General features: G+C 72.2%; 21 protein-coding genes and 1 pseudogene. 18 read left to right on the top strand and 4 right to left on the bottom strand.

The window, feature by feature from the left end; all coding sequences use genetic code 11:
- The first annotated feature begins 58 nt into the window (after positions 1-58).
- Together OG714_RS10570 and OG714_RS10565 are read left to right on the top strand one after the other, a co-directional pair.
- Positions 59-1,924 carry a discoidin domain-containing protein gene (locus tag OG714_RS10570; RefSeq protein ID WP_406120075.1) on the top strand — a complete coding sequence of 622 codons (1,866 nt, stop codon included), beginning with the start codon at positions 59-61 and terminating at the stop codon, positions 1,922-1,924.
- A 96-nt stretch (positions 1,925-2,020) separates the two neighbouring features.
- On the top strand, positions 2,021-2,863 hold the full coding sequence (locus OG714_RS10565) for an alpha/beta fold hydrolase (RefSeq protein ID WP_406120074.1): 843 nt from the start codon (positions 2,021-2,023) through the stop codon (positions 2,861-2,863).
- Here the strand turns inward: OG714_RS10565 and OG714_RS10560 are convergent.
- On the bottom strand, positions 2,850-3,242 hold the full coding sequence (locus OG714_RS10560) for an SCO5389 family protein (RefSeq protein WP_406120073.1): 393 nt from the start codon (positions 3,240-3,242) through the stop codon (positions 2,850-2,852). The two genes, OG714_RS10565 and OG714_RS10560, sit on opposite strands and share 14 nt — an antisense overlap.
- Before the next feature lie 49 nt (positions 3,243-3,291).
- Entirely contained in the window at positions 3,292-4,263 is a 972-nt protein-coding gene (locus OG714_RS10555) for an ATP-binding protein (protein WP_406120072.1), read from the bottom strand.
- 156 nt (positions 4,264-4,419) lie between these two features.
- On the opposite strand from OG714_RS10555, the gene OG714_RS10550 reads away from it, so the two are divergent.
- From OG714_RS10550 to OG714_RS10525, 6 genes are all read left to right on the top strand, one after another.
- On the top strand, positions 4,420-4,956 hold the full coding sequence (locus tag OG714_RS10550) for a GNAT family N-acetyltransferase (RefSeq protein WP_406120071.1): 537 nt from the start codon (positions 4,420-4,422) through the stop codon (positions 4,954-4,956).
- A 65-nt stretch (positions 4,957-5,021) separates the two neighbouring features.
- A complete protein-coding gene (locus OG714_RS10545) occupies positions 5,022-6,518 on the top strand; it encodes an ABC transporter substrate-binding protein (protein ID WP_406120070.1) in 1,497 nt (498 codons plus the stop codon).
- A 3-nt stretch (positions 6,519-6,521) separates the two neighbouring features.
- Positions 6,522-8,477: an ABC transporter permease subunit gene (locus OG714_RS10540; RefSeq protein WP_406120069.1), complete on the top strand. Its 1,956-nt coding sequence runs from the start codon at positions 6,522-6,524 to the stop codon at positions 8,475-8,477.
- Entirely contained in the window at positions 8,474-9,682 is a 1,209-nt protein-coding gene (locus tag OG714_RS10535) for an MDR family MFS transporter (protein WP_406120068.1), read from the top strand. The genes OG714_RS10540 and OG714_RS10535 overlap by 4 nt, the downstream gene beginning before the upstream one ends.
- 227 nt (positions 9,683-9,909) lie before the next feature.
- On the top strand, positions 9,910-10,515 hold the full coding sequence (locus OG714_RS10530; RefSeq protein WP_406120067.1) for a hypothetical protein: 606 nt from the start codon (positions 9,910-9,912) through the stop codon (positions 10,513-10,515).
- Positions 10,516-10,554: 39 nt separating this feature from the next.
- Complete coding sequence (locus OG714_RS10525) at positions 10,555-11,295, top strand: YcnI family protein (RefSeq protein ID WP_406120066.1); 741 nt, start codon at positions 10,555-10,557, stop codon at positions 11,293-11,295.
- A 67-nt stretch (positions 11,296-11,362) separates the two neighbouring features.
- Here OG714_RS10525 and OG714_RS10520 read toward each other — a convergent pair whose 3' ends face one another.
- Positions 11,363-12,133, bottom strand: a complete 771-nt coding sequence (locus tag OG714_RS10520) for a CDP-alcohol phosphatidyltransferase family protein (protein WP_406120065.1) — start codon at positions 12,131-12,133, stop codon at positions 11,363-11,365.
- A gap of 105 nt (positions 12,134-12,238) precedes the next feature.
- On the opposite strand from OG714_RS10520, the gene OG714_RS10515 reads away from it, so the two are divergent.
- The 5 genes and pseudogenes from OG714_RS10515 to OG714_RS10495 all read left to right on the top strand — a co-directional run.
- Positions 12,239-13,219, top strand: a complete 981-nt coding sequence (locus OG714_RS10515) for a zinc-binding alcohol dehydrogenase (RefSeq protein WP_406120064.1) — start codon at positions 12,239-12,241, stop codon at positions 13,217-13,219.
- A gap of 151 nt (positions 13,220-13,370) precedes the next feature.
- Entirely contained in the window at positions 13,371-13,769 is a 399-nt protein-coding gene (locus OG714_RS10510) for a 6-carboxytetrahydropterin synthase (protein WP_019059043.1), read from the top strand.
- Complete coding sequence (locus tag OG714_RS10505) at positions 13,766-14,950, top strand: glycosyltransferase family 4 protein (RefSeq protein ID WP_406120063.1); 1,185 nt, start codon at positions 13,766-13,768, stop codon at positions 14,948-14,950. Before OG714_RS10510 ends, OG714_RS10505 begins: the two co-directional genes overlap by 4 nt.
- Before the next feature lie 149 nt (positions 14,951-15,099).
- A complete protein-coding gene (locus OG714_RS10500) occupies positions 15,100-16,056 on the top strand; it encodes a class I SAM-dependent methyltransferase (protein ID WP_406131780.1) in 957 nt (318 codons plus the stop codon).
- Positions 16,053-17,138: pseudogene (locus OG714_RS10495) on the top strand (YbhN family protein); the annotation flags it as partial. The gene OG714_RS10500 and the pseudogene OG714_RS10495, both read left to right, overlap by 4 nt.
- A gap of 140 nt (positions 17,139-17,278) precedes the next feature.
- Here the strand turns inward: OG714_RS10495 and OG714_RS10490 are convergent.
- Positions 17,279-18,034 (bottom strand): creatininase family protein, encoded by a 756-nt coding sequence (locus tag OG714_RS10490; RefSeq protein ID WP_406120062.1) that lies wholly within the window; start codon positions 18,032-18,034, stop codon positions 17,279-17,281.
- A 38-nt stretch (positions 18,035-18,072) separates the two neighbouring features.
- Between OG714_RS10490 and ribA the strand changes: the two genes are divergently transcribed.
- Genes ribA through OG714_RS10465 form a run of 5 tightly spaced genes read left to right on the top strand, consistent with a single transcriptional unit; the run spans position 18,073 to position 23,093 of the window.
- Complete coding sequence (gene ribA / locus OG714_RS10485) at positions 18,073-18,735, top strand: GTP cyclohydrolase II (protein ID WP_406120061.1); 663 nt, start codon at positions 18,073-18,075, stop codon at positions 18,733-18,735.
- A gap of 33 nt (positions 18,736-18,768) precedes the next feature.
- Entirely contained in the window at positions 18,769-19,740 is a 972-nt protein-coding gene (locus tag OG714_RS10480; protein ID WP_406120060.1) for an ornithine cyclodeaminase family protein, read from the top strand.
- Positions 19,737-20,882, top strand: a complete 1,146-nt coding sequence (locus OG714_RS10475; RefSeq protein ID WP_406120059.1) for an NAD(P)/FAD-dependent oxidoreductase — start codon at positions 19,737-19,739, stop codon at positions 20,880-20,882. The genes OG714_RS10480 and OG714_RS10475 overlap by 4 nt, the downstream gene beginning before the upstream one ends.
- Positions 20,879-21,946, top strand: coding sequence for a saccharopine dehydrogenase (locus OG714_RS10470; RefSeq protein WP_406120058.1), 1,068 nt, complete (start codon positions 20,879-20,881; stop codon positions 21,944-21,946). Before OG714_RS10475 ends, OG714_RS10470 begins: the two co-directional genes overlap by 4 nt.
- Entirely contained in the window at positions 21,939-23,093 is a 1,155-nt protein-coding gene (locus OG714_RS10465) for a saccharopine dehydrogenase family protein (protein WP_406120057.1), read from the top strand. Before OG714_RS10470 ends, OG714_RS10465 begins: the two co-directional genes overlap by 8 nt.
- Positions 23,094-23,114: the final 21 nt, after the last annotated feature.

The following is a 23,114-nucleotide window of genomic DNA, read 5'->3' as shown; positions in this document are numbered from 1 at the left end:
CATGAGCACGTCAGCAAGATCACCCCCAGAAGGAGATCCGCCCCTCAAGGAGACCCGCATGCCCGCACGCACCCTGCTCACCGCGCTCACCGCACTGGCCCTGCTCTCCGCCACCCCGGCCCTCGCGGCCCCCGCCCCGCAGGCCGCGGCCGCCGCGACCTGGGACACCGACCGCGCGGCCGCCGCCTACGCCGCGAACCCGGCCACCGTCACCGCCTCCGGCAGCGAGAACGCCGGCACCACCCCCGGCCTCGCCTTCGACGGCGACGGCGCGACCCGCTGGTCCAGCAACTTCGCCGACGACGCCTGGATCCGCCTCGACCTCGGCACGACGATCCGCATCGACCGCGTCACCCTCGACTGGGAGGCGGCCTACGGCAAGAGATACGTCCTGGAGGTCTCCAAGAACGGCACCGACTGGACGCCGTTCTACACCGAGACGGCCGGCACCGGAGGCTCGGTCACCACGAGCACGTACCCCCAGGAGGTGACGGGCCGCTACGTCCGCCTGCGCGGTTTGGAACGTGCCACGCCCTACGGTTACTCGCTCTACTCCTTCAAGGTCTACGGCGGCGAGGCGGCCCCCGCGTCCACGACCCGCACCAACCTCGCCCTGAACCACCCCGCGTACTCCAACTACTACCAGCACAACGGCAATTCACCGGCCTACTTCACCGACGGCGGCTGGCCCGCCAACCTCAAGGACGACGCGACCCGGTGGTCCAGCGACTGGAACGCCGACCGCTGGGTCTCCGTCGACCTCGGCGCGACCTCGACGATCGACACGGTCGACTTCTACTGGGAATCGGCGTACGCCGTCGACTACTTGCTCCAGGTCTCCGACGACAACACCACCTGGCGCACGGTCTACGAACCCTCCGCCGCCGACATCGCCGCCCGCCGCGCGAACGTCCAGGCCCCCGCCGACGCCACGGGCCGTCACGACACGGTGACCCTGCCCCAGCCGGTCACCGGCCGCTACGTCCGGATGCTCGGCAAGGAACGCCGCTCCTTCTTCAATCCGGCCCCCTACACGGCCCAATTCGGCTACTCCCTCTACGAGTTCCAGGTCTGGGGCACCGGCGGCAGCGCGGCGGCGGCCTACCCCGCACTCCCCGGCGACCAGTCGGGCACGTACCAGACGGCGTTCTTCGACGACTTCACGTCGGCGGCCCTGGACCGTTCCAAGTGGCGGGTGGTCAGGACCGGCACGGAGATGGGTTCGGTCAACGGCGAGTCCCAGGCGTACGTCGACTCGACGGGCAACGTCCGTACGCAGAACGGTGAGTTGATCCTCGCGGCGAAGTACTGCAAGGGCTGCACCCAGGCGGGCGGCGGCACCTACGACTTCACGTCCGGCCGCATCGACACCAACACCAAGTTCGACTTCACGTACGGCAAGGTCAGCGCCCGTATGAAGCTGCCGGTCGGCGACGGATTCTGGCCCGCGTTCTGGCTGCTCGGCAGCAACGTCGACGACCCGTCGGTGTCCTGGCCGGCCTCCGGCGAGACCGACATCATGGAGAACATCGGCTACCCGACCTGGACGAGCACGGCCCTCCACGGCCCCGGCTACTCGGCCGACGGCAACATCGGCGCCCGCCAGACCTACCCGAACGGCGGCACGGCCGACCAGTGGCACACGTACGCGGTCGAATGGACCCCGACCGGGATGCGCTTCTACGTCGACGACAACCTCGTCCAGGAGACCACCCGCAACAAACTCGAATCGACCCGCGGCCAATGGGTCTTCGCCCACGACCAGTACGTCATCCTCAACCTCGCGCTGGGCGGGGCGTATCCGGCCGGCTGGAACCAGGTGACCACGCCGTACTGGGGCCTGCCGCAGTCGAGCGTCGACAAGGTCGCGGCCGGGGGAGTGCAGGCGGAGGTGGACTGGGTGCGGGTCGAACAGAAGAGGTGACAGCTGGGCCGGTCCGGAGCGCGGCACCGGACCGGCCCGTTCCACCGCCCGGCAATCGGGTTGCCGCAGATGCCACCCCCTGACACGCTCGCGCCCATGCCGACCTTCGCCGCACCCGACGGAACCCGCCTCGCGTACCACGCGTCGGGCGACGGCCCGCCCCTGATCTGCCTCCCCGGCGGCCCGATGCGCGACTCGGCCTACCTCGGCACCCTCGGCGGCCTGACCGCCCACCGCCGCCTGATCCGACTGGATCTACGGGGCACGGGCGAGTCGGAGGTCCCGAGGGATCCGGCGTCGTACCGCTGCGACCGTCAGGTGGCCGATGTCGAGGCGCTGCGTGGCGAGTTGGGGCTCGACCGGGTGGACCTGCTCGCCCACTCGGCCGGCGCGAACCTGGCCGCGCTGTACACGGCCCGCCACCCGGGCCGCGTGGCCCGACTGACGCTGGTCACCCCCAGCGTCTACGCCGTCGGCATCCCGATCTCCGCCGAGGACCGCCTGACGGTCGCGCGACTGCGCGGGTCCGAACCGTGGTTCGGACCCGCGTTCGCCGCCCTGGAGGAGATCACCGCCGGCCGCGCGACCCCCGACTCCTGGCCGGCCATCGCGCCCTTCGCCCACGCCCGTTGGGACGAGACGGCACGCGCCTTCGACGAGGCCGACGCGAAGCAGCGGAACGCGGAGGCCGCGACCGCCTACACCGCCGAAGGCGCCTTCGACCCGGCCGACACCCGCGCGGCCCTGGCCGACTTCACATCCCCGGTGCTCGTCCTCGCCGGGGAGTTCGACATCTCCGCTCCGCCGCGCGCGATGGCGGAGTACGCGGGACTGTTCCCGAACGCCGAGTTCGCGGTGCAGTCCGGGGCCGGGCACATGCCGTGGCTGGACGACGCGGGGCGGTTCGTCGCGCTGGTGGAGCCCGTCAGCAGTCCCTGAACTCCGGTGACTGGTTCAGCACTTGGGACCGCACCGACGTGAACCGCGCATACGTCTCCCCGTCCAGCGCCTCCGGCCGGAACGTCGCCACCCGATGGCAGTTCTGGAAGGCCAGGGCCACCCCGAAGTGGCGCTCCAGGCTGCCCCGGATCGCGTCGCTGGCGAGCGCCCGCAGCAGCTGGCCGCGTTCCTGTTCGGACGGGGGCGGGGTCTGGTTGTCGGTGAACTCGGCCGTGCCGTCGCGCAGTTCGGTGGCGAGGCCGGCGATGAGGTCGTAGGCGTAGGGCAGGGACGTGCGGACCGTGTCCACGAAGTCCGCCTCGCGGATGTCACCGTGCTCGGCTTCGGCGAGGAGTTTCGGGGAGACGTCGAGAGACATGAAAAAGGGTGTCCTGTCTGGTTGTTGGGGAACAGCGAGCGGGTGGCGATCAGGGCTGTGGCGTCGGGCCCGGTACGTAGTCCGGGTCCACCTGGGCCGCGAGGTCCAGGCCCGTTGCCCTGTCCGCCCAGGCGCGGGCGTTGCGGAGATGGAACTCGACGGCGTGGCGGTGCAGGGTCGGCCAGTCCCTGGGGCAGATGTCGACGGCTTCGCGGAGGACGTTCAGGGCGTGGCGGTTGTGCTGCTCCAACTCGCCCTGTGCGCGGCCCTGTTCGGCTGCGCGTACCCAGGGGGAGTGGACCAGATGGGTCAGCAGGTCGTCCCCCACCTCTTCCTTGAGGAAGAGCAGGTCGTCCTCGCCGGTGACCTTGTTGCCGATCACGGCGAGGCGGATGCCGAACTCCCGTGCGTGGTCCCGGTACTGGCGGTACACGGAGACGCCCTTGCGGGTGGGTTCGGCCACCAGGAACGTCAGGTCGAAGCGGGTGAAGAGGCCGGAGGCGAAGGCGTCGGCGCCCGCCGTCATGTCGACCACGACGTATTCGCCGGGGGCGTCGACCAGGTGGTTCAAGTACAGCTCCACCGCGCCGAGTTTGGAGTGGTAGCAGGCCACCCCGAGGTCGCTCTCCTCGAACTCGCCCGTCGCCATCAGCGGAACGTCACCCGCACGGACCACATGGCGGGCGTGCACCTCGTCGTCGCCGAGCAGACGCAGCAGTCGTGAGCCGCGTCCCGGTGGTGTGGTCTTGATCATGGCCTCGGTGAAGGCGATGCGCGGGTTGGTGCCCCGCAGGAAGTCCTTGAGCTCGGTCAGGTGGGCGGCCAGGGGCCGGGCGGTGACCGGCTCGTTGCCGGGGGACGTGTCGGCGGACCTGCCGGGGGACAGCGCCTCGGCCAGGTGCTGGTTGATGTCGCCGTCGATGGCGAGCACGGGGGCGCCGGAGCGGGCCAGGTGGCGGGCGAAGAGGGCCGACAGCGTGGTCTTCCCGCTGCCGCCCTTGCCGACGAACGCGACGCGCACTACCGGTCCGCCGCGATCGCGGTTTTGAAAATGAATGTCATGTGGCTAGGTTTTAGGGGGTGGCCGCGAGGCTGTCAAATCCAGTGGATCAAGGGCGATCCAGGAACGGTCCAAGGGTGATCAAGGCCTAGGAGTCTTAATGCATATGATGTGCAAGTGCTTGACTACTGCATCAGGGCGGCAGGCCCGGACGATATCGACGGTGCGCGTGCCGTGATGCTCGACACCGTCTACTGCGACTTCCACACCGGTTACGTGCCCCGCTGGCACGGCGACGTCATCGACCCGGCCGCCGCCTACCTCGCCCCGGCCCGCCACACCCTCCTCGTGGCACTCGACCCCGCCGACGGCACGGTCGTGGCGACCGGCGCCCTCGACTCCCGTGGACCGGTCCATCCGCCGAACCCGCGCGACCTCGCCGAGCGCTACCCCTCCGGCGAGACCGCGCAACTGCGCCGCGTCTACGTCCGCCCCGCGCACCGCCGTCGCGGCCTCGCCCGGCACCTCGTCGCCGAACTCCTCGCGTTCGCCGCGGCCGACGGCGGCTACCGCGCCGCGTATCTGCACACCGATCCCGCCGTGCCCGGCGCCGAGGCCTTCTGGCGGTCGCTCGGCAAGGTCGTGCACGACGAGCGCGACGACCCGGGCGGCGGGCAGGGGATCGTGCACTTCGAACTGGCGATGGAGCGATAGACGCGATGCGATTCCGACGAACAGACGCCGGCACAAGTGCACCGATACGTAGGCGTATTGGACCGATGCGACGGTCCCCGATCCTTCTCGCCCTCGCCCTCGCGCCGGTGCTCACCAGCTGTTTCGCCTCCGCCGGTGACGAGGCCGGGGAGAGGGCCGGGGACGCGAAGTCCGGGTCCCGGCTGCGGGTGGCGCTCGCGTTCCCGCCCGCCGAGAACCTCTCTCCCTACGGGGCCGACGCCACCATTCTCAGCCGCCTCGGTGTCACCGAAGGCCTGACCTCGCTGGACGCCAACGGTTCCGCCGCCCCCGCGCTCGCCCGGTCCTGGCAGCGGGAGGGCGACCGCAGCTGGCTGTTCACCCTGCGCGAGGCGACCTTCCAGGACGGCACCGACGTCACCCCGGCCCGCGTGGCCGCCGCCCTCGGCCGTGCCGCCGAGGCGAAGCCCGCCCCCGCCGCGCTCTCCGGTGTCACCCTCACCGCCGAAGCCGTGGGCGGCGACCGCCTGCGCATCACCACCAACTCACCTGACCCCGTACTGCCGTTGAGGCTGGCCGGTCCCGCCCTCGCCGTCCTCTCCCCGAAGGCCTACGAGGAGAAGGGCCGCGTCGATCCGGTCGGCACCGCCACCGGTCCCTTCGAGCTGACGAAGGTCACCGGCTCCACTGCGGCCACCCTCGACCGCTTCGACGACTACTGGGGCGGCCTCGCCCACGCCTCCGGAATCGACGCACGGTTCATCGCCGACGGCACCGCCCGCACCAACGCGCTGCGCACCGGGCAGGTCGACATCGCCGAGGCGATACCCGTGGCCCAGGCGGCCACCCTCGACACGGCCACCCGCCGTGAGACGGCCACCACCCGCACCACGAGCCTCCAACTCAACACGAGGGCAGGTGTGTTCAAGGACCCGAAGCTTCGCGCCGCCGCCCGCGAGGCCGTTGACACCTCCGCCCTCGCCAAGGGTGTCTACGAAGGCCAGGCCGACGCGGGTACGGGCATCTACGGCCCCGCCGTCACCTGGGCCGCGGGCAAGCGCGAGCAACCGGTCGGTCGGGCGAAGGCAGCAGCGCCCGGCGGGCGGGCCATCACCCTCGCGACGTACGACAACCGGCCCGAACTCCCCGAAGTCGCGCAGGTGTTGAAGCAGCAGCTCGAAAAGGACGGATTCGAGGTCGAGTTGGAGGTGCGGGAGTACTCGCGGATCGAGAGCGACGCGCTGGCCGGGAAGTTCGACGCGTTCGTCGTCGCCCGCAACACCCTGGTGGACACGGGCGATCCGGTGGCCGTGCTCGCCAGCGACTACACCTGCGACGGCGGCTACAACCTCGCCCTGCTGTGCGACAAGGGCGTCGACCGGGCCGTGGCGAAGGCCGAGGGCATCGCCGACACCTCCGCACGGCAGAGTGCCACGATGACGGCCGAGGCCGAGATCCTCGGCGCCGACGCCGTCGTGCCGCTCGTGCACCAACGGGTCGTCACCGGCGTCGGCGCCTCCGTCGAGGGCGTCCTCCTCGACCCGTACGAGCGCACCCTCGTCGGCCCCGGAACCCGGCGCTGAACCATGCCGCACCGCACGACCGCGCTCCTGTGGCGCGCCTTCCTCGCGGCCGCCCTCGTGTGTGCCGTGGGCCTGCTGCCCTGGCTCTCGCGCACCGACCCGGCGCTCACCGTCCTCAAGGCACGCTCGGCGGAACGCGACCCCGACCCCGAGGTGCTCGCTGCCGTCCGGGCCCAACTCGGCCTGGAAAAAGGCCCGTTGCACCTGCTCGGCCAGTGGCTCGGCGGCCTGCCGCGCGGTGACGCCGGGCGGTCGTGGATCTCCGGCGCCGAGGTCATGCCCGGAGTGCTCCAAGCCCTGGGCGCCTCCCTGCTGTTGATGGGCGCGGCTGCCGCGGTGGCCGTCGTCACCGCCGCGGCGGTGTGCGCGCGGACGTTGCGGCGGGGCGCGCTTGCGATGGAGCGGTCGGACGGCGGTGGGCCCGGACTTCCGGGCGTGCTGCGGGAGTTCGGCGCGCGGTGGCTCGGCGGCAGCGGGCCCGTGGTGGGCGCGGCGCGGCCGGAGTCTCTCGCGCGGCGATGGTCCGGCCGTCCCCCGGAGCGAGCCGACGCAGGCGGGTCCACCCTTCCTGCGGCCCCGTCGGAGTCCCGCAACCGGCGGCGCACCGGTCGTCCCGCGGGGCGGCCCGGCGGCACCGGCTCCGCCGTTCTCGCCGCGCTGCCCGAGTTCCTCACCGCGTCCGTGCTCGCCACCGTCGTCGGGGTACAACTCGGGTGGTTGCCCGCGCTGGGGTGGTACGGGCCGCGATGGACGGTGTTGCCCGCGCTCGCGCTGGGGTTGCCCGCCGGGGCGGTGCTCGGGCGGCTGCTCGACGACCTGTTGCCGGGGGCGTTCGGTGAGCCGTGGGCGCGGGCCGCCGCCGCGCGCGGGCTGCCCGGGCGGCGGATCGCCCGGCATGCGGTGCGACGGTGTCTGCCCGGGCTGCTGCCCAACATGGGCCTGTTCGTGGTCGGTTTGACCGGCGGGGCCGTCGCCGTCGAGCAGATCTTCGACATCCCCGGGCTCGGGCGCACCACCCTCCAGGCCGCCCTCGCCCAGGACCTCCCCGTCCTCCAGGCCGGCACCCTCGCCCTCCTCCTGCTCGCCGCCGTCGCCGCCGGACTCGCCCGCCTCGCGGCACGCCTCCTCGTCGGCCCCGCACTCCACGCCGACGTCCTCCCCTCCCTGCACGGGCCCAGCACCTCAACTACTCGCCGGACACTGCCCGTTGTCCACGGTGCCCTCCTCCTCGGCGTCGTCACGCTCGGCCTGCCCCGCGACCCGCTCGCCCTCGACACCGGCCTGCGTCTCCAACACCCCACCTGGGCCCACCCATTCGGCACGGACGCGCTCGGCCGGGATCTCCTCGCGCGGGTCGCCCACGGTGCCGTCGACACCCTGCTGCTCGCCCTCGCGATCAGCGCCGTCGCGCTCGCCACCGGCGTACTGCTCGGGCTTGTGCCCCGGCTGTCCGGGCCGCTCGTCGACACGGTGAACGCCGTACCGCCCGTCCTCGCCGCGCTGTTGGTCACCGCCGTCGCGGGAAGCGGGGCGGCGACACCCGCCCTCGCCGTGGCCGCCCTCGCCTGGACCCCCCTCGCGGCACACACCTCCGCACTGCTGCTCCAGGAACGCGCCACCCTGCACGTGACCGCCACCCGGGGCCTGGGCGCGGGCCGTTGGCACATCCTGCGGCACGCACTCCTGCCCGCCGTCCTGCCGCCCGTCACCCGGCACGCCCTGCTCCGTCTGCCCGGTGTCGCCCTCGCCCTCGCCTCGCTCGGCTTCCTCGGCCTCGGCGCGCAACCGCCCTCCCCGGAGTGGGGCCTCCTCCTCGCCGAGAACCAGCCCTACGCCGAACGCGCCCCCTGGTCCGTCCTCGCCCCCGCCGCCGTACTCGCCCTGCTCGGCGCACTGGCGGTGACGGCCGCCGGAAGCATGCAAGGGGCCGGTGCACCAAGGGAGTCGGCCGCCCGATGACCACCGTGGCCCTCGTGCGGACCCCGCTCTCCCCGCTGCTCCGGCTGCTGATCCTCACCCAACTCGCCTTCAACATCGGCTTCTTCGCCGTACTGCCGTTCCTCGCCGAGCACCTGGCGGACGCGATCGGCATGGCGGGCTGGCTCGTCGGTCTCGTGCTGGGGCTCAGAACCTTCAGCCAGCAGGGGCTGTTCGTGGTCGGCGGGGCCCTCGCCGACCGGTACGGCGTACGGCCCGTGGTGCTCGCGGGATGCGCGCTGCGGATCGCCGGGTTCGGCTGGCTCGGGTACGCCGAGGAGACCTGGGCCGTCGTCGGGGCGGTGCTGCTCATCGGGTTCGCCGCCGCACTGTTCTCACCGGCCGTGGAGTCGGAGGTGGCCCGGCAGGCCGTCGAGTGGGAGGAGACGGGCGGCGGGTCCCGCACCCGGGTGCTCGCCCTGTTCACCGTCGCGGGTCAAGTCGGGGCGTTCGCCGGGCCGTTGCTCGGTGCGCTGCTGCTCGCCGTGGATTTCCGGGTCGCGTGCCTGGCCGGCGCCGGGGTCTTCGTGCTCGTACTCGCCGGGCACGCGTGGCTGCTGCCGCAGCACATTCCCGGGCGGGCGCGGGTGACGGAGAAGGGTGGTGTACGGGCCCTGGTGCGCAACCGGCCCTTCCTCGCGCTGTGTTGTGCCTACGGCGCCTATCTCCTCGCGTACAACCAGCTCTATCTGGCCCTCCCCGAGGAGGTGGAGCGTGCGGCGGGTTCGCAGGCGCCGCTGGCCTGGCTGTTCGCGCTGTCCTCGCTGCTGGTGGTGAGCGCGCAGCTGCCCGTCACCCGCTGGGCGGGGGAGCGGCTCGACCCTCGCCGGTCCATGGCGGCCGGGCTGCTGCTGATCGCCGTAGGGTTCGCGGTCGTGGCGGTGGCGCGTCCCGCCCAACTGGCCGGCACCACCGGGCTGTTGCCCGCCACGGCCCTCGTCGTCCTGCTCACCCTCGGCCAGATGCTCATCGCCCCGGTCGCCCGCGCCTGGGTCCCCGACCTCGCCGAACCCGGCCGCCTCGGCCTCTACACGGGCGCGCTCTCCTCCGTCTCCGGCCTGATCGTCCTCCTCGGCAGCGCGGCCACCGGAACCCTCCTCGACACGCGGCTGCCCTCGGCCGTGCCGTGGCTGGTGCTGGCCGCCGTACCGGTCGTGGCGATCGGGCTGTTGCCGCGCGGAAAGTGAGCCGTACCCGGGCCGCCGTGTCCGTGCATGTCCCCGCGACTGGACCGGTCCTCCGTTTCCTGTGTCCCCGTATCCCGGTAAATCGCCGTATGCCCGCACGAGTCTCCCCACGCGAACTGAACGCCCCACGCGCCACCCCCGTACCAAGCCATGAACCAGATATGAGCTGCCCCCTAAACCGCCATCGACGGCTACGGCGGCAGCGGTGCGTGGGAGGATCCGTCACCATGAGCGCATCGCCGGCGGTTCGGAGCCTGCGCGCCGCGGTGTTCGCCGCGGTGTGTGTGCTGCTGGCTGCCGCCGGGCACGGACTCGCCACCGGCGCGACGCCCCCGCTGTGGGCGGACGGCGCCGGGTTCCTCGTCGTGTTCGTCATGGGGTGGCTGCTCGGCGGTCGGGAACGGTCCCTGCCCGGTATCGGTGCCGCGATGCTCGCCACCCAGGCCGGGCTCCACCTCGGTTTCGACATCGCGCGGCCCCGGACCGGCATGGCGATGGCCGGTATGGCGCACATGTCGGGGCACGCCATGGCACCCATGCGGCAGACGCAGGCGATGACCCCGCACGCCGTGGCCGCCCACGTCGTCGCCGCGCTCGTCGCGGCCTGGTGGCTGCGGCGCGGCGAGGCCGCGCTGTGGTCGCTGCTGCGCTGGGCCGTCGCCTTCGTGCCGGGGCTCGTGGCCTGGTGGCGGGACGCCCCCGCACCGTCGGCCGCCCGCGCCGCCCGCCGGTCCGGACGCGCCGCCGCCGACGCGGCCCCCCTGCGCCAGCTCCTCCTGCGGCACGCGGTCAGCCGTAGAGGACCACCGGACCCGATCCCGTACCCGGTCTGACCACCCAACTTCCTTTTCCCGTACGGAGATCACCTCACCATGTCCGCACACCGCACCGCCCTGCGCCGCGCAGGCACCGTCGCCGCGCTCGCCACCGCCGGAGTCCTGGCCGCCGCCGGGGTCGCCTCCGCGCACGTCACCGTCCACCCCGAGAGCTACGCCAAGGGAGCCACGGACGGCGTGCTGACCTTCCGCGTCCCCAATGAGGAGGACAAGGCCAGCACCACCAAGGTCCAGGTCTATCTGCCCACCGACCACCCCGTCCTCGGTGTGCTGGTCACCCCGCAGAACGGCTGGACCGCGAAGGTCACCACCAGCAAGCTCAAGACGCCGGTCAAGACCGACGACGGCACCATCACCGACGCCGTCTCCCAGATCACCTGGACCGGCGGGAAGATCGCGGCCGGACAGTACGAGGACTTCAACGTCGCCTTCGGTCAACTGCCCGACGACACCGACCAGTTGGCGTTCAAGACGCTCCAGACCTACTCGGACGGCGATGTCGTCCGCTGGATCGAGGAGGCCGCGGCGGGCGACGACGAACCGGAGAACCCGGCGCCCGTCCTCAAGCTCACCGCCAAGGAGAGCGAGGACGGCGACGAGACCCCGGCCGCCTCGGCCTCGACGGCGGCCACCGCCACGAAGTCCACGGCCTCCGCCTCATCGTCGAGCAGCGACTCGACCGCCCGCGGGCTCGGCATCGCCGGGCTGATCGTGGGCGTACTGGGCCTGGCGGCAGGGGCGTTCGCGATCGTGCGCAGCCGGACCCCGCGGTCGTAGCGCCGTAGCACCGCACGCGGAAGGGCCCGGATCACGAGGTGATCCGGGCCCTTCCGCGCAACCGTCCCTACTGCGAGACCAGTTCCAGCAGCTTCTCCTCCACCGGAACCTCCTCGACGCGGGAGGTGCGCGAGGTGCGCCACAGCCACAGGATGTCCCGGCCGAACGACCACACCAGCGTGCCCAGGGCGAGGGCCACCACGCCGATGTTGGCCACGTGGGGCAGCAGGTTCGCGCCCGCGAGGAGCAGCAGGATGCCCTGCGTGGCGGCGACCGTCTTGCGAGCCGTGCTCGGCGGCAGCGGGGCGTTCAGCCACAGCCAGACGCGGGCCGCGGCGACGAACGCGTAGCGCATGCCGCCGATCAGCAGGACCCACGGGCCCATCTGCGTCGAGACGTACACGCTGAGCACCAGGATCAGGAACGCGTCGACCTCCATGTCGAAGCGCGCGCCCAGCGCGGTGGAGGTGCCCGTGCGCCGGGCGACCTTGCCGTCGACGCCGTCCAGGATCAGGGCCACCGCCGTCAGTCCCACCAGCAGCGTCACCGGCGGCGAGCTCTCGAAGGAGTCCGCGACCAGCGCGGTCACCCCGCCGACCAGGATGGCCCGGCCCAGCGTGACCCGGTTGGCCGGGCCGAAGGAACGGGTCCGGGTCCGGTGCAGCGCCTTGGAGAGCACGGCCCAGGTGGCGATCGCGAATGCCAGGCCGGTCAGCCAGCCGGCCGGCCCCATCCCGATCGCCGTGCCGAGCAACGCCAGCAACAGGATCTGAACGCCCGCTCCCACAGCGGTCTCCTGCTGGACCAGCCTTGCTTCGTATGTGTTGTTCAGGGCCACCGCACACCCTCCGGCCGTATGACAGAGTCGATCAACGCCGCGTACTGTGCGCGGCCTGTGGTTACCCGTACGTGAACAGCTTCCCGATCGTTCAGGAGGATTCCGATGAAGCGCACCGCGAAGGCGTTTTGGATCGGTCCACCGGGTCACGGCGAGATACGAGACGTCGTCCTGCCCGACCCCGCCGAGGACGAGGTGCTGGTCCGCTCCCTGTGGTCGGGCGTGAGCCGCGGCACCGAGACCCTGGTCTTCCGCGGGGGCGTCCCTGAGAACCAGCACGCGACCATGCGGGCCCCCTTCCAGGAGGGCGACTTCCCGGGTCCGGTCAAGTACGGCTACCTCAACGTCGGGGTGGTGGAGGAGGGGCCGGACGCGCTGCTCGGCCGTACCGTCTTCTGCCTCTATCCGCATCAGACGCGCTACGTCGTCCCCGCGAGCGCCGTGACACCCGTGCCTGACTCCGTGCCCGCCGGGCGGGCCGTCCTCGCCGGGACCGTGGAGACCGCCGTCAACGCCCTGTGGGACGCGGCGCCGCTGGTCGGCGACCGGATCGCGGTGGTCGGGGGAGGCATGGTCGGCTGCTCGGTCGCCGCGCTGCTGGGCCGTTTCCCGGGTGTGCGCGTGCAGTTGGTGGACGCGGACCCGGCGCGCGCGAAGATCGCCGAGGCGCTCGGTGTCGGCTTCGCGCTGCCGGCGGACGCGCTCGGCGACTGTGACCTCGTCGTCCACGCCAGCGCCACCGAACAGGGCCTCACCCGCGCCTTGGAACTCCTCAGCGCCGAGGGCACCGTCCTCGAACTGAGCTGGTACGGCGACCGGAAGGTCAGCCTCCCGCTCGGCGAGGCGTTCCACTCCCGCCGCCTGGTCATCCGCAGCAGCCAGGTCGGCACCGTCTCCCCGAACCGGGCGAACCGGACCTACGCCGACCGGCTCGCCCTCGCCCTCGACCTGCTCGCCGACCCCGCGCTGGACGCCCTGGTCACCGGGGAGAGCGACTTCGAGGAGCTGCCGGACCTGCTGCCCAGGCTCGCCTCGGGGGAGATCCCGGCACTGTGCCACCGGGTCCGTTACACCGACATCGGCTGAGAACTGTTCAATTCCGTACGAGCAAGAGCGTCTGACCTGAGAAAAGAGTGAGAGCGGGCTGAACAGGGGGAGGCGTGCAGCCGTACTACACGGCATCCCCCGGCAGGGATCAGCCGCGGGACCAGACGCGCCGCACCTGGAGGGTCGTCCGTTGTTCAGCATCACCGTTCGCGATCACATCATGATCGCCCACAGCTTCCACGGCGAAGTGTTCGGGCCCGCCCAGCGGTTGCACGGAGCCACGTTCCTGGTGGACGCCACCTTCCGGCGCGAGCAGCTGGACGACGACAACATCGTCGTCGACATCGGACTGGCCACCCAGGAACTGGGCGCCGTCGTCAGCGAGTTGAACTACAGAAACCTCGACAACGAACCCGACTTCGCCGGGGTCAACACCTCGACGGAGTTCCTCGCGAAGGTCATCGCCGACCGGCTCGCGGAGCGGATCGAGAAGGGCGCGCTCGGCGAGGGCGCCCGGGGCCTGACCGGCCTCCAGGTCACTCTGCACGAGTCGCACGTCGCCTGGGCGAGTTACGAGCGTGCCCTGTGAGCGACGTGACCATCGACCGCGCCCCCTCGCTGGGATTCCTGCCCGCACAGCGCGCGTCCTCCCGGAATGCCGAGATCATCCCCATGTCCCTGCGCACCGTGCACTTCGTGATGCCGGGCGGTGTCGACGACCCGTCCGCGCCGAGCGGCGGCAACGCCTACGACCGGCGGGTCAGCCTGGACCTGCCCGGCTTTGGCTGGCAGGTGCACAAGCACGCCGTGGACGGCGAGTGGCCCCGGCCCGGTGCGGCCGCCCGCGCCGAACTCGCCCGGGTGCTGCGCGAGTTGCCTGACGGCGCCGCCGTACTGCTGGACGGGATCGTGGCCTGCGGTGTTCCCGAGATCATCGTCCCGGAGGCCGACCGGCTGAGCCTGGCCGTCCTCGTCCACCTCCCGCTCGGCGACGAGACCGGCCTGGAGGCCGCCGTCGCCGCGGAGCTGGACGAGAAGGAACGGACGGTCCTGCGCGCGGTGTCGGCCGTCATCGGCACCAGCGAGTGGGCGGTCCGCCGCCTCGTCTCCCACCACGGCCTCGCCCCCGAGCGCGTCCATGTCGCCACCCCCGGCGCCGACATCGCCCCCCTCGCCTCCGGCACCGACGGCGTCTCCCGCCTGCTGTGCGTCGCCACGCTGACTCCGCGCAAGGGCCAGCACCGGTTGATCGAGGCACTGGCCGCCGCGGCCGACCTGCCGTGGACCTGCGAGTGCGTCGGCGGCTTCGGCAACGACCCGGAGTACGTCGACCACCTGCGCGACCTCATCAAGCGCTACGGCCTCCAGGACCGGCTGCACCTCGCCGGCCCGCGGGCCGGCGCCGAACTCGACGCCACCTACGCCTCCGCCGACCTCATGGTCCTCATGTCGTACGCCGAGACCTACGGCATGGCCGTCACCGAGGCCCTCGCACGCGGCATCCCCGTGCTGGCCACGGACGTCGGCGGACTGCCCGAGGCGGTCGGCCGCGCCCCCGACGGCGGGGTGCCCGGCATCCTCGTCCCGCCGGAGGCCCCCGCCGCCCTCGCCGCCGAACTGCGCGGCTGGTTCGGCGAGGCCGACGTACGCCGACGCCTCAAGGCGGCGGCCCGGGGCCGGCGCGCGGCGCTCGACGGGTGGGCCACCACGGCCCGCAGCCTGGCCGGCGTACTCACCCGGCTCCCCAGCGAACCCCGGAGGGCGGCATGAGGAACACGCAGTCCACACGGGCCGCGGCACAGGCTGGACGGATCCCGGCGCAGCCGGGGCCCAGAGGCGTACCGCTGGGCATGCTGGTCGCCCCGGTACAGCCCGACGCGAAGGACCTGACGGCTGGACAGCCGAGGCCGGAGGACATCATGGCGGGAACGGTCCAAGCGGACGCCGGCGAGCAGACAGGCCCAGGTTCCGTGATCCCCGGCGCCGGGCCCGCCACCCGCCCCGGCGAGCGGGCCACCGTACGGCTGCGGGACGTCGGACCCGACGATCCGCCGCGGTACGCGCCCGAGTGGCTGGAGCTGCGGGAGGGCGCCGACGCCGTAGCGCGGGCGCCCGAACTGCTCGACCCGCTGCGCATCCGGCTCGCCAACCTGCCCGGACGCTCCGGGGTCGTCATCCACGACCTGGGCTGCGGCACCGGCTCGATGGGACGGTGGCTCGCGCCCCGCCTCGACGGCGCCCAGCACTGGATCCTGCACGACCGCGACCCCTACCTCCTGCACTTCGCCGCCGTCGCCTCCCCGCGTGCCGCCGCCGACGGCAGCCGCGTCACGGTCGAGACCCGGCGCGGCGACGTGGCCCGGCTGACCCCGGACGCGCTGGCCGGCGCCTCGCTGGTGACGGCCTCCGCACTCCTCGACGTCCTCACCCGCGAGGAGGTCGACGCTCTAGTGGCCGCCTGTGTCGGCGCCGGCTGCCCGGCGCTGCTCACCCTGTCGGTGGCGGGCCGGGTCGAACTCACCCCGGCCGACCCGATGGACGCCGAGATCGCCGACGCGTTCAACGCCCACCAGCGGCGCGACGGCCTCCTCGGCCCGGACGCCGTCACCGTCACCTGCGAGGCCTTCGCCGCGCACGGCGCGACCGTCCGCGTCCACCCGAGCGCCTGGCGGCTCGGCCCGGACGAGGCCGCGCTCACCGCCGAGTGGCTGCGCGGGTGGATCGGCGCGGCCGTCGAGGAACGCCCCGAGCTGAAGGAGCGGGCCGACCAGTATCTGGAACGGCGCCTCGCGGCTTGCGCGGCAGGGGAGTTGAGCGTGCTCGTCCACCACAGCGACCTGCTGGCGCTGGCCCGGCCGACGGGGGGCACGTCATGAGCGTCGAGACGATGAGGACGGTCGTACCGCGGGCGGCCACCAAGACGCGCCGGGTGCGCGTGGACCGGTCCACACCGGTCGCCCTCGCCCTGCGTACCGAGACCGCGGTGGAAGTGGTGAGCCGTCCCAAGCACACCCCGCCGCTGCACAGTTCGGCCGTCTCCGGCGACCGTATCGGGGTGATCGTCTCCGCGCCGCGCCCCACCGCCGACCGCGCCTCCGGCGCCCGCCGCGTCCTGCGCGCGATCCTGAACAGGGTGAACTCCCGCGCGGTACGCACCCACTTCGGCACCGTCGCCGGCGCCGCCATCCTCGGCGTCCTGCTCTGGCGCCTGGGCACCGGCGTCTTCCTCGACGGCCTGCGCCGCATCGACGCCCCGACCCTGCTGATCGGGCTCGCCATCGGCGTGGTCACCACGGTGTTCAGCGCCTGGCGCTGGGCCCTGGTGGCACGCGGCCTGCGCATCAAGCTGCCGCTCGGCCCGGCCGTCGCCGACTACTACCGTGCCCTGTTCCTCAACGCGGCCCTGCCCGGCGGCATCCTCGGCGACGTGCACCGCGCGGTCCGCCACGGACAGAGCGCCGGCGACATGGGCCGCGCCGTACGTGCCGTCGTCCTCGAACGCGTCGCGGGCCAGATCGCGCTGGCCGTCGTAGGCGTGGCCGTCCTGCTGGGCCTGGACTCCCCGGTGATGGGCGACGTCCGCAGCATCGCCCCGCTCGTGCTGCTCGCCGCCGTCGGCGCGCTCGCGGTCGTGGCCGCCGTACGGATGAACCGTCCGCCCACCGCCACCCGCCGCGGCCGCGCCCTGCGCGCCACCCTCGACGAGGCGCGCGCCGGACTGTTCTCCCGCGCCAACTGGCCCGGCGTCACCTTCTCCTCGCTCGTCATCCTCGCCGGCCACCTCGCGATGTTCGTGGTCGCCGCCCGGGCCGCCGGCTCCGCCGCCACCGTCGCCCAGCTGCTGCCGATCGCGATCCTCGCGCTGGTCGCCATGGGACTGCCGCTCAACGTCGGCGGCTGGGGCCCCCGCGAGGGCGTCACCGCCTGGGCCTTCGGCGCCGCCGGCCTCGGCGCGACCAGCGGCCTGGCCGTCTCCGTGATCTACGGCGTGCTCAGCTTCGTCGCCGCCCTGCCCGGCCTGCTGGTCCTGGTCGCCCGCTGGTACACCGGCCTGCGCACCGCCGGGCCCGGCACCGCCGTACCGGACCCGGTGCCCGCTCAGGCCTCGGCGGTCAGCATCGAGAAATACGCGCCGAAGGAATCGGCGAGGCTCGCCAGCAGTGTCTTCCCCTTTTCCGCCGAGCCGAGGGACGGGCGTCCGATGACACCCGACTCGGTATAGCCGGACATACCGAGCGTCAGGAGATGGCGACGGTCGTCGGCGACGAAATCGGAGGTCTCATATCCGGGACGGATCAATTCGGGATGAGCGTGCAGAAGAATGGAGGTCTCGATTTCCCCCGCATGCATATCGGTGAGCAACGAGGTCAGCACCCCGGCCCGCTCCAGCGCGGTCTCCCAGTCCTCGGCGGCGGGGAACAGCGCCATCCGCTCACCGCGCGCGGAGGACTCCTGAACGACGTTGCCCAGCACGTAGTTTCCGCCGTGGCCGTTGACCACCACCAGGGTCTCGACCCCCGAGCGGCGGAGCGAGTCAGCGATGTCCCGCACCACCGCATGAAGGGTCACGGAAGAGATGCTGACGGTCCCCGGCCAGGCCGCGTGCTCGTGCGAGCAGGCGATCGTCACCGGCGGCAGGAGATGCACCGGGTACGCCGCGGCGATCTCCCGGGCCACGGCACAGGCGACCAGCGTGTCGGTCGCCAGCGGAAGATACGGGCCGTGCTGCTCGAAACTGCCGACCGGAAGGACGGCGACCTGTGTTGATACTTCTGCCCCCCTAGACCGCACGTCCTCCGTGGTGTCCGCCGGCACCAGTCCGTATGCCGCCGTCCGTGAGTCCGAACCATTCATTTTTTCACGGCCTTTCGTCTCTGCTTAGGAACCAGATCATGACAGAAAACATTGGCGTACTCGGCAAGCAGAAGTCCGCGCAGCCCAGGGGCGCGGAACGCGTCGTGAATGCTCCCTTGCCCACCGTGTACGGCAAATTCCAGGCGGTCGGCTACCTGGACCACGACCGCGGTGACGAGCAAGTGGCCCTGGTCTACGGTGACATCGGCACGGACGACGTACTCACCCGACTCCACTCGGAGTGCCTGACGGGTGATGCCTTCGGCTCCCAGCACTGCGAGTGCGGCGACCAGCTGGACGCCGCGATGCGGGCCGTCGTCGCCGAAGGCCGGGGCATAGTCGTCTACTTGAGAGGGCACGAGGGCCGCGGCATAGGCCTGCTCGCCAAGTTGCGCGCGATGGCCCTGCAGGCGGAGGGACTCGACACCGTCGAGGCGAACCTCGCCCTCGGCCTGCCGGTCGACGCCCGCGACTACGGCGTCGCCGCCGAGATCCTGCACGACCTCGGGGTGGCGAGCGTCCGCCTGCTCTCCAACAACCCGCGCAAACGCGAGGCGTTGCTGGAACACGGCATCAAAGTCTCCGAGGAGGTACCCCTGTTGATCCCGCCGTGCGAGAACAACATCACCTACCTCCGCACCAAGCGGGAGCGTCTGGACCACCACCTGCCCCATCTGGACGCGGTGGCGCACTGGTCCTGATTCCGGTGAGCGGAGTCCGGACAGGAAGAGGGAATGACCGACGACATCCTCTTCCTCTCCGGCGACCGGGTCACGGACCTGCTCGACGCCGACACGGCCATCGCCTCGCAGCGCGCGGCCTTCACCGCGCTCGGTGACGGCGAGGCCGACCTGCCCGGCAAGATCATGTACCCGAGCCGCTTCGACGACAGCGTTGTCTTCGCCTACGTCTCCCGGCTCTCGGCGGACACCGGGGCGGTGGCGAAGTTCGGCAGCGTCAACCCCGCCAACGCCCGCGCCGGACTGCCCACGATCCACGCGGTGATCAGCGCCCTGGACCGGTCCACCGGACAACTGGTCGCGGTCATGGACGGCACGGCCGTGACGACCCTGCGCACGGCCGCGGGCAGCGCCGTCGCAGTGGATGCCCTGGCCGTCCCCGATGCCGCCCACCTCGGCGTCCTAGGCTCCGGCACCCAGGCCCTCGCCCACGTCCGCGCGATCGCCCGGGTCCGGGACCTGACATCCGTACGCCTGTGGAGCCCGAACCCCCGGCGGCGCGCACGGGCCGCACAGACGCTGACGGCCCAACTGCCCTTCCCCGTCGAGGCGGTGGACACCGCGAAGGAAGCCGTGTCCGGCGCGTCCGTGGTCGCCGCCTGCACGCTCAGCACCACCCCCGTGGTGCACGGCACCTGGCTCGCGCCCGGCTGCACGGTCGTCAGCGTGGGCTCCTTCGAACCGACCCGCAGCGAGGTCGACCAGGAGGTCCTACGGCGATCCGCGGCCGTCGTCGTCGACGACCCGGAGACGGCCGCCGAGCACGCCGGACCGATCGTCGACGCCCTGCGCGCCGGCCTGCTCACCCCCGACGACCTGATCCCGCTCGGCGCCGTCCTCACCGGCCGCCGCAGCGCCCGCACCCGACCCGAGGACATCGTCCACTACAACAGCGTCGGACTCGGCATCCAGGACGCGGCCGCGGCCTGGGCCGTCATCGACGCGGCCAAGAAGGAGCGCCCGTGAAGCGTCAGGCAGAGGTCGTCGTCATCGGCGGCGGGGTCATCGGCACCAGCATCGCCTACCACCTGGCCCGCGCCGGCGTCAGAGACGTGGTCCTGGTCGAACGGGACGAACTCGCCGCCGGGTCCACCTCGAAGGCGGCCGGCGGAGTACGGGCCCAGTTCTCCGACGGACTCAACGTGCAGCTGGGCGCCCGCAGTCTGGAGGCCTTCGAGCGCTTCGAGGAGGACACCGGCCACGACATCGGGTTACATCGCGTCGGCTACCTGTTCCTCCTCTCCACGCCCGAGGACGTCGCGTCCTTCGAGACGGGTGTCCGGCTGCAGAACTCCCTCGACGTGCCCAGCCGCATCATCGACCCCGCCGAGGCCCGCCGCCTCTCCCCGCTGATCAGCACCGAAGGCCTCATCGCCGCCGCCTACTCGCCCGACGACGGCCACTGCACCCCCGAGGCCGTCGTCCACGGCTACGCCTCCGCCGCCCGGGCGCACGGCGCGACGATCCTGCGCCACACCGACGTCACCGGCATCGAGACGCACGGCGAGAACATCACCGCCGTGGTGACGACCCTCGGCCGCATCGACACCTACACGGTGATCTGCGCGGCCGGCGCCTGGTCCAAGGGGATCGGCGCGATGGCGGGCGTGGACCTCCCGGTGCAGCCGCTGCGCCGCCAGATCGCGGTCACGGAACCGGTGCCGGGACTGCCGCCGGACCTCCCCATGACGATCGACTTCAGCACCAGCCTCTACTTCCACGCCGAGGGCCCCGGCCTCCTCGTCGGCATGTCCGACCCCGACGAGCGTCCCGGCTTCGCCACCGACACCCACGACCGCTGGATCCCCCGCCTCGCCGACGCCATGCGCCGGCGCGCCCCCGACCTCCTGGAGCTGCGCCGCACCGGCGGCTGGGCGGGCCTGTACGAGAACACGCCGGACCACAACGCCCTGATCGGCGAGGCGACTTCGGTCTCCCGCTTCCTCTACGCCACCGGCTTCTCCGGCCACGGTTTCCTCCAGGGACCGGCCGTCGGCGAGGTCGTCCGCGACCTGTACCTCGGCCACGTACCCTTCGTGGACGTCAGCCCCCTGAGCGCCGGCCGATTCGCGGCCGACGCCCCGCGTCCGGAGGTCAACCTGGTATGACCGAGCTCCATCTGTGGCTGCGCCACGAGCCCCGAACGACCGAACGCCGCACCCCGGTCGTCCCCTCCGACGCCCGCCGGCTCGTCGAGAACGGCGTGACCCTCACGGTCGAGGAGTCCCCGCAACGGATCTTCCCCATCGAGGAGTACGAGGCGGTCGGCGCCCGTGTGGCACCCGCGGACTCCTGGACGTCGGCGCCGCGGGACACGGTGATCCTCGGCCTCAAGGAACTCCCGGACGAGCCGGCGCAGTTGACCCACCGTCATATCTTCTTCGGCCACGCCTACAAGGGCCAGCCAGGAGCGAGCGACCTGCTGGGCAGGTTCGCGGCCGGGGGAGGAGCACTCCTCGACCTCGAGTACCTGGTGGACGACGACGGCCGCCGACTGGCGGCGTTCGGTTTCTGGGCGGGTTACTTGGGCGCGGCCCTGGCCGTCCTCCAGCACCGGGGCCGACTGGTCGCACCGCTGACGCCCACCTCGAAGGAGGAGCTGGACAAGACGCTCCAACCCGCCGCCGGGGACGCGGAGTTCAGCGCGCTGGTGATCGGCGCCCTTGGCCGCAGCGGACGCGGAGCGCGGGTCGCGTTCTCCACGGCCGGGATCGAACCGTCCTGTTGGGACCTGCCCGAGACCCAGAACCTGGACCGGCCCGCCCTGTTGGCCCACGACGTGCTGGTCAACTGCGTCCTGGCGACGACCCCCGTCCCGCCCTTCCTCCGCGAGGAGGACCTCGACGACCCGACCCGCCGCCTCCGCACCGTCTCCGACGTCACCTGCGACGTGGGCTCACCCCTCAACGTCCTGCCGGTCTACGACCGCACGACCGAATGGGACGACCCGGTACGGCAGTTGCACGAGCGTCCCCTGCTCGACCTCATCGCCATCGACAACCTGCCGTCCCTGCTGCCGAGGGAGTCGAGCACCGACTTCTCGGCGGCGCTGCTGCCCCAACTCCTGGACTTCGGGACGGGCAAGGCGTGGGGCCGCTGTCTGGACCTCTTCCGCACGAAGTCCCGTGAACTCGGAATCGCCGCAGGGGAAGGGGAGTTGGGCCATGTCTGACGTGGTGCGCGCGAGCGGCACCGTCCACTGGATCGGCGCCGGACTGTCCACGGGCAGCGGGCTCGCCCTGCTGTGCGACAGTGCCGAGCGGGTACGGCTGTGGCACCGCACCGAGGAGCGCGCGGCGCAGGCTCTGGACCACCTGGGTCTGACGGGGCGCGCCGAACCGCGAGCGTTCGACCTCGCCGCGCTCACGGCCGAGTTGGCGCCCGGAGACGTCGTCGTCTCCATGCTCCCCGCGCCCGAACACACGGCGCTGCTCGCCGTCTGCGTGCGGCGGCAGGCGCACTTCGCCTGCTCCAGCTATGTGTCGGACGCCGTCCTGGAACACGTACCGGCGGCCGAGAAGGCGGGCATCGTCGTCCTCACCGAGGCCGGTCTCGACCCCGGCATCGACCATCTCTTCGCGCACAGCCTGGTCGCCCGCGCCCGGGAGGCGATCGGCGACGACGCGGCGGCCTCGTACAGCCTCACCTCGTACTGCGGCGGTGTCCCCGCGGTGTCCAACGACTTCCGGTACCGGTTCAGTTGGGCGCCGGCCGGAGTGCTGGGCGCGCTGCGCTCACCGGCGCGGTACCTGGAGGACGGCGAGGAGACCACGGCCGACCGGCCCTGGGAGGTGACCCGGCCGCATGTCGTCGAGGGCGAGACCTTCGAGGTCTATCCGAACCGGGACAGCGTGCCGTTCATCGAGCAGTACGGACTCCCGGCGGGCTGGACGCCGCGGACCTTCGTGCGCGGCACCCTGCGTCTCGACGGCTGGCTGCGGGCCTGGGACGCGGTGTTCGAGGAACTGAAGGCGGGCGACGACACCCGGATCGCCGCGCTGGCACGGGAGTTGGCGGCGACCTACCCCACCACGGACGCCGACCACGACCGGGTCGTCCTCGCGGTGTCCCTGGACGTCCGGGGCGACACGGGCGGGACCTGGTCCGGCAGCTACCTCCTCGACCTGGTCGGTGACGAGGAGGAGAGCGCGATGGCCCGCTGTGTCTCGCGCCCGCTCTCCCTCGCCGTCCGCCACATCCTGTCCGACGACCTGCCGTCCGGCTTGAACCGGGCGGCGGAGACGGCGGAACGGTCACGGGAGTGGCTGAGTGAACTGGCGGGGGAGGGGCTTGAGTTCACCTTGCGGGTGGATCAGTAGCGAACCAGTGGTGGATCAGTG

The sequence above is a fragment of the Streptomyces sp. NBC_00989 genome (genome assembly GCF_045162655.1).
Classification (GTDB): Bacteria; Actinomycetota; Actinomycetes; order Streptomycetales; family Streptomycetaceae; genus Streptomyces.
Note: the sequence above shows the minus strand (reverse complement) of the source record. Positions and strands in the feature narration are given on the sequence as shown.

Bases quoted from the DNA above. Each gene is read 5' to 3' on its own strand.
- OG714_RS10570 (WP_406120075.1), top strand. From the start codon at position 59: ATGCCCGCACGCACCCTGCTCACCGCGCTCACCGCACTGGCCCTGCTC.
- OG714_RS10565 (WP_406120074.1), top strand. From the start codon at position 2,021: ATGCCGACCTTCGCCGCACCCGACGGAACCCGCCTCGCGTACCACGCG.
- OG714_RS10560 (WP_406120073.1), bottom strand. From the start codon at position 3,242: ATGTCTCTCGACGTCTCCCCGAAACTCCTCGCCGAAGCCGAGCACGGT.
- OG714_RS10545 (WP_406120070.1), top strand. From the start codon at position 5,022: ATGCGACGGTCCCCGATCCTTCTCGCCCTCGCCCTCGCGCCGGTGCTC.
- OG714_RS10540 (WP_406120069.1), top strand. From the start codon at position 6,522: ATGCCGCACCGCACGACCGCGCTCCTGTGGCGCGCCTTCCTCGCGGCC.
- OG714_RS10535 (WP_406120068.1), top strand. From the start codon at position 8,474: ATGACCACCGTGGCCCTCGTGCGGACCCCGCTCTCCCCGCTGCTCCGG.
- OG714_RS10530 (WP_406120067.1), top strand. From the start codon at position 9,910: ATGAGCGCATCGCCGGCGGTTCGGAGCCTGCGCGCCGCGGTGTTCGCC.
- OG714_RS10525 (WP_406120066.1), top strand. From the start codon at position 10,555: ATGTCCGCACACCGCACCGCCCTGCGCCGCGCAGGCACCGTCGCCGCG.
- OG714_RS10515 (WP_406120064.1), top strand. From the start codon at position 12,239: ATGAAGCGCACCGCGAAGGCGTTTTGGATCGGTCCACCGGGTCACGGC.
- OG714_RS10500 (WP_406131780.1), top strand. From the start codon at position 15,100: ATGGCGGGAACGGTCCAAGCGGACGCCGGCGAGCAGACAGGCCCAGGT.
- OG714_RS10490 (WP_406120062.1), bottom strand. From the start codon at position 18,034: ATGAATGGTTCGGACTCACGGACGGCGGCATACGGACTGGTGCCGGCG.
- ribA (WP_406120061.1), top strand. From the start codon at position 18,073: ATGACAGAAAACATTGGCGTACTCGGCAAGCAGAAGTCCGCGCAGCCC.
- OG714_RS10480 (WP_406120060.1), top strand. From the start codon at position 18,769: ATGACCGACGACATCCTCTTCCTCTCCGGCGACCGGGTCACGGACCTG.
- OG714_RS10470 (WP_406120058.1), top strand. From the start codon at position 20,879: ATGACCGAGCTCCATCTGTGGCTGCGCCACGAGCCCCGAACGACCGAA.
- OG714_RS10465 (WP_406120057.1), top strand. From the start codon at position 21,939: ATGTCTGACGTGGTGCGCGCGAGCGGCACCGTCCACTGGATCGGCGCC.